Origin of the sequence: Hyalangium sp. (assembly GCF_035629615.1) — a bacterium.
Taxonomy (GTDB): domain Bacteria; phylum Myxococcota; class Myxococcia; order Myxococcales; family Myxococcaceae; genus Hyalangium.
In genome coordinates this window covers 1-3,966 of sequence record NZ_DASPHO010000899.1, presented here as the reverse complement: position 1 = coordinate 3,966, position 3,966 = coordinate 1, and the positions used below count along the sequence as shown (strand labels likewise).

General features: G+C 70.8%; 2 protein-coding genes and 1 pseudogene. All 3 read left to right on the top strand.

Annotated features, from left to right (window positions below; genetic code table 11):
• Positions 1 to 337 (top strand): annotated as a pseudogene (locus tag VD972_RS45015) (RND transporter); the annotation flags it as partial.
• A gap of 19 nt (positions 338 to 356) precedes the next feature.
• Positions 357 to 2,549 carry a peptidase domain-containing ABC transporter gene (locus VD972_RS45010; protein ID WP_324996256.1) on the top strand — a complete coding sequence of 731 codons (2,193 nt, stop codon included), beginning with the start codon at positions 357 to 359 and terminating at the stop codon, positions 2,547 to 2,549.
• A 3-nt stretch (positions 2,550 to 2,552) separates the two neighbouring features.
• The gene (locus tag VD972_RS45005) at positions 2,553 to 3,953 is read left to right on the top strand and encodes an MBL fold metallo-hydrolase (protein WP_324996254.1); all 1,401 of its coding nucleotides are present in this window, start codon (positions 2,553 to 2,555) and stop codon (positions 3,951 to 3,953) included.
• Positions 3,954 to 3,966 lie beyond the last annotated feature (13 nt).

Genomic DNA, 3,966 nt, shown 5'->3' with positions numbered 1-3,966 from the left:
CCGGCCCATGCTCAAGCCGGGGCAGGTCTTCCGCCTGGAGCTGGAGGGCTTCCCCTACGTCTACCAGGAGCTGACGGTCTCCCAGGTGAGCGACGAGCTGGTAGGGCCGGCCGAGGTGCGGCGCTACCTGGGTCCCGGCCTGGGGGACGCGGTCGCCCTCGAGGGGCCTGTGGTGGTGGTGGAGGCGCGGCTGCCAGGGGAGACGTTCCAGTCCGACAGCCGCACCTATAGCTACTACACCGGCATGCCCGGCACGGCGCGGGTCAAGGTGCGCGCGCGCAACGGGTGGGTGACGCTCCTGCCCATCCTGGACTACCTGGGAAATGGCCGTGACTGAGCCTGGGACACCGCGCCCCATGTCCGAGCTGTTCCCGGCACTGCGGCGGCTGGGAGAGAACCTGTGGCGGCGGCGCATCCCCTACGTCGCCCAGGTGACCCAGGTGGACTGCGGCGCTGCCTGTCTGGCCATGGTGCTGGGCTACTGGGGTCGGACGGTGGGGCTGGAGGAGGTGCACCTGGCCGCCGGGCTGAGCATGCATGGCCTGAGCGCCCGGGCGCTGCTGGAGGCCGGGCACCGCTTCGGCCTGGTGGGGCGGGCGGCCAAGGTGGAGGAGCTGGATCAGCTCGCCCTGCTCGAGCCCGGGTCCATCCTCTACTGGGAGTTCCGCCACTTCGTCGTCTTCGAGCGGCTGACGCGCAAGGGCGTGGTCGTGGTGGATCCGGCCTTCGGCCGCCGCACGGTGCCCCTGGAGCAGTTCAGCAAGTCCTTCACGGGCGTGGTGCTGCTCTTCGAGCCCTCCGAGACATTCCAACGCGGGAAGGTGGCTCGCGGTCCCCACCGCTACCTGCGGCTGCTGCTGGAGGAGCGCCCCCTGCTCGGGCGGGTGGCGGTCATGTCGCTGCTGATCCAGGTGTTCGCCCTGGCGCTGCCCTCGCTGACGGGGGCGGTGGTGGACCGGGTGGTGCCCAACGGGGACGAGTCACTGCTGGGCATCCTCGCCGGAGGCATGGCCGCGCTGGTGGTCTTCCAGTTCCTCTCCGCGCTGGTGCGCTCCCACCTGCTGCTGCACCTGCGAACGCACCTGGACGCCCGGCTGACGCTGGGCTTCCTCGATCACCTGGTGCACCTGCCCTTCTCCTTCTTCCAGGTGCGCGCGGCGGGCGACCTGATGAACCGGCTCAACAGCAACGCCACGGTGCGGGAGTTGCTGACGTCGGGCGCCTTGTCCGCCCTGCTCGATGGCGGCCTGGTGCTGCTCTACCTGGTGCTGCTGTTCGCCGGGAGCCCGATGATGGGCGGGCTGGCAGTGGGCCTGGCGGCGCTGCAGGTGTTCATCTTCATCCTGGCCCGGCGGCGGCAGGCCGAGCTGATGGCGCGCAACCTCGAGGTGAGCGCCTCGGCGCAGAACTTCGAGGTGGAGATGTTCAGCGGCATCCAGACCCTGAAGGCCATGGGGCTGGAGGATCGGGCCGTGCAGCACTGGTCCAACCTCTATGTGGACGTGCTGAATGTGTCGCTGGAGCGGGGCCGGCTGGGCGCGCTGACCGAGTCGCTCACCGGGGCGCTGCGCATGTGCTCGCCCCTGGCCATCCTCGCGATGGGCACCATGCTGGTGCTCGACAAGGAGCTGAGCCTGGGGCAGATGCTGGCCCTCAACGCGCTGGCCGTCGGGTTCCTCATCCCCATCTCCAACCTGGTGCAGACGGCCTTCCAGCTCCAGATCGTCGGCAGCTACCTGGAGCGCGTGGATGACGTGCTGGCGGCCTCGCTGGAGCAGGTCCCCTCCACCACGCGGCTCACGCCCCGGCTGAAGGGCGGCATCCAGGTGGAGAACGTCTCCTTCCGCTACAGCCCGCACGGGCAGCTGGTGCTGAAGGACGTGTCCGTGGAGATTCCCTCCGGGAAGTTCGTGGCCATCGTGGGGCGCTCGGGCGCCGGCAAGTCGAGCCTGGCCAACCTGCTGCTGGGGCTGTACGTGCCCACCTCCGGCACCATCCGCTACGACGGCGTGTCGCTGCATGACATGGACCTGGTGGAGCTGCGCCGTCAGGTGGGCGTGGTGATGCAGAGCCCCTCGCTGTTCCGCGGGGACATCCGCCGCAACATCGCCTACGCGGACCCGACGATGCCGCTGGACAAGGTGATGGAGGCGGCCCGACGCGCCCAGGTGCACGACGACATCGTCGCCATGCCGATGAGCTATGAGACGGTGCTGAGCGAGATGGGCGTCTCGCTGTCGGGCGGCCAGCGCCAGCGCATGGCCATCGCCCGCGCGCTCATCAACGAGCCGGCGATCCTGCTGCTGGACGAGGCGACCAACGCCCTGGACGCGAAGACGGAGCGAGCGGTGCAGGACGCCATCGCGGAGCTGAAGTGCACGCGCATCGTCATCGCTCACCGGCTGAGCACCATCCAGGAGGCGGACCTCATCCTGGTGATGGACCAGGGCCAGCTGGTGGAGCGGGGGACGCATGAGCAGCTCCTGGCCCGGCACGGCTTCTACTACGAGCTGATCTCGGCACAGGAGCGGCTCGATCGGACGGGGTGAAGCGTGGAGCTGGCACCGGACCTCTTCTTGGACCTGACCTGCCTGCCCGACCTGGGCGGGGTGCCCTTCGACGAGCTGCTGCAAGGGATGCTGAAGGCGGGCTTCGAGCCGGGGCCGACGCGGGCGCTGCTGGAGCAGGCCAATGCGCGCCTGAAGGTGCCGCTGCTGCGGCCAGGGGGGATGGAGGATGGGGGGCTGCTGGTGGAGGAGCCGCTCCTGTTTCCCCAGGCGAGCAGCTGGTGGGTCGGCTTCCAGCAGATGGAGGCCCGCTCCCGCAGCGAGCTGCCCCCGGAGGCGGTGCCGGTGGTGGCCGACTTCCTGCGCGTCCTCACCCGCTCGGAGGATGTGGAGCAGGTGCGAGAGGCCTGGCCCTTCGATGACCCGGAGTGGCTGGAGCGGCTGACGCGCCGAGGCGCCCGGAAGGGAGCCCGGTGGCCCGAGCCGGACGGGCCCGGCATCTATCGGCGCGAGCACGCCTCGCTGCTCATCTGCTCGCGCACCACCCGCATCCTGGTGGATCCCATCCGCCTCCAGCGGCGGCTGCTGAACATGGAGCTGGCGCCCACGGGCTTGGGCGCGGACCGGGTGGACGCTGTGGCCATCACCCACGGCCACGTGGACCACTGGCACGTGCCGTCGCTGCTGTCCCAGCTCGAGCGGCCGGAGCTGCCGGTGCTGGTGCCGCGGGTGCCTCGGCCCAGCCTGCTGACGTTCCAGGACTTCGAGGCCACGCTGCGCGCCTGCGGCCAGAGCGTGCTGGCGCCAGGCTGGTACGAGACGGTGCGGGTGGGGGACATCGAGGTGGACATCCTGCCCTTCTACGGCGAGCAGCCGCTGCGCGAGGGGGCCGTGCTGCCGGCGGGGCTGCGCAACTGGGGCAACTGCTACCGCTTCACCACCGAGGACTTCTCGTGCCTGGTGCTGGTGGACGGGGGAGTGGACCCCGAGGGGAGCGTGGTGCAGGTGGCGGAAGAGTCCTACCGGAGGCGCGGGCCGGTGGACGTGGTGCTCGCGTGCCAGCGGGAGTTCTTCTCGCCCTTCTTCCTGGGGTTGAGCCACTACTGGGCCGTGCTCCCGTGGAAGCAGCTCCAGGAGCTGCACAGGGCCTACCGCGAGCAGCGGCTGCGGAGCGCGACCGCGGGAGTCGAGGGCGGGGCGGAGGCCTGCGCCGCGGCACGCGCTCGCCACTTCCTGTCCTACGCCAATGGCTTCGAGGGCGTGGGGCGACCCATCACCGACGTGGGCTGGGGCGACGGAGAGCCCGCCGAGGCGCTCTGCAACGCCCGCCTGCGCGAGCACCTGGCTCGGCTGAAGGCGGGGACGCAGGTGCCCGAGTGGCTCCCGGGAGACGTCGCGCGCCTGGAGGCCGGCCAGCTCCGGGTGGAGCGCCCGGGCTCGCGCTGATCCTCAGGGCCCG